Origin of the sequence: Streptomyces sp. NPDC051286, assembly GCF_044455345.1 — a bacterium.
Taxonomy (GTDB): Bacteria; Actinomycetota; Actinomycetes; order Streptomycetales; family Streptomycetaceae; genus Streptomyces.
Genome location: NZ_JBITER010000161.1, coordinates 1 through 1,293 on the forward strand (window position 1 = coordinate 1; position 1,293 = coordinate 1,293).

The 1,293-nt window shown below is 67.1% G+C and carries 1 protein-coding gene; it reads left to right on the forward strand.

Annotated features, from left to right (window positions below; genetic code table 11):
- Positions 1–1,293 (forward strand): non-ribosomal peptide synthetase (locus tag ACIBB8_RS37950; RefSeq protein ID WP_398959983.1); only part of this gene is annotated, 1,293 nt, incomplete at both ends.

The window sequence follows — 1,293 nt, forward strand, 5'->3', positions numbered from 1 at the left end:
GTGATCGAGGCTGCATTGCAGGAGTTGGAGGCGGTTGTTCTCGTGGACGGCGAGCGTCTGGGCTCACTGCTGCCGTGGCATGCGGCGTATGTGATTTATACGTCGGGTTCGACGGGGGTGCCGAAGGGTGTGGTGGTGTCGCAGGGGTCGTTGGTGAATTTGGTGTCGGTGTTCGGTCCGTTGATGGGGGTGGGGTCGGGGGTTGGGGTGTTGCAGTTCGCGTCGTTCAGTTTTGATGCGTCTGTTTTGGATGTGGGTGTGGCGTTGGGGTGTGGTGGGACGTTGGTGGTGGCGGGTGTGGAGGAGCGTGGGGAGCCTGGGTTGTTGAGGGGTTTGGTTGAGGGGTGGGGGGTGCGGGCGGCGAGTGTGGTGCCGTCGTTGTTGGGTGTGTTGGGGGTGGGGGATTTGCCGGGTGTGGAGACGTTGTTGGTGGGGGCGGAGCCGATTGGTGTGGAGTCGGCTCGGGTGTGGGGTGAGGGTCGTCGGCTGGTGAATACCTATGGTCCGACGGAGGCGACGGTGATGGTGGCGGCGGAGCGGGTGGATGTGGGTCGTGGGGGTGTGGTGCCGTTCGGTCGTCCGGTGGCGAATACGCGGTTGTATGTGCTGGATGAGGGTTTGTTGCCGGTGCCGGTGGGTGTGGCGGGTGAGTTGTATGTCGCGGGTGCGCAGTTGGCGCGGGGGTATGCGGGGCGTGCGTCGCTGACGGGTGAGCGGTTCGTGGCGAGCCCGTTTGGTGAGTGCGGTGAGCGGATGTATCGGACGGGTGACCGTGCGCGTTGGACGGTGGATGGTCAGTTGGTGTTCGCGGGTCGTGCGGATGAGCAGGTGAAGGTGCGTGGTTTCCGTATCGAGCCGGGTGAGGTCCGGGCGGTGGTGGAGTCGCACCGGGAGGTTGCTCAGGCCGCGGTGATCGCGCGGGAGGACACTGCGGGAGACGTCCGCCTCGTCGCCTACGTCGTCCCCGTCGACGATGGAGCGGTGGCGCGAGCCCAGGGGCTGTCCGCAGCAGTGGTGGCGTTCGTGGGCGAGCGGCTGCCGGACTACATGGTGCCGTCGGCGGTGGTTGTCCTGGACGTCCTGCCGCTGACGGTGAACGGCAAGCTGGACCGCAAGGCCCTGCCGGTGCCGGACTACGCCGGCACGGCGGGCACGGGCGGCCGGGGACCGGCCACGCTCCAGGAGGAACTGCTCTGTGCCGTGTTCGCGCAGGTTCTCGGGCTGGAGACCGTCGGTGTCGACGACGACTTCTTCGCCCTGGGCGGGCACTCGCTCCTGGCCGTACGGCTGGTG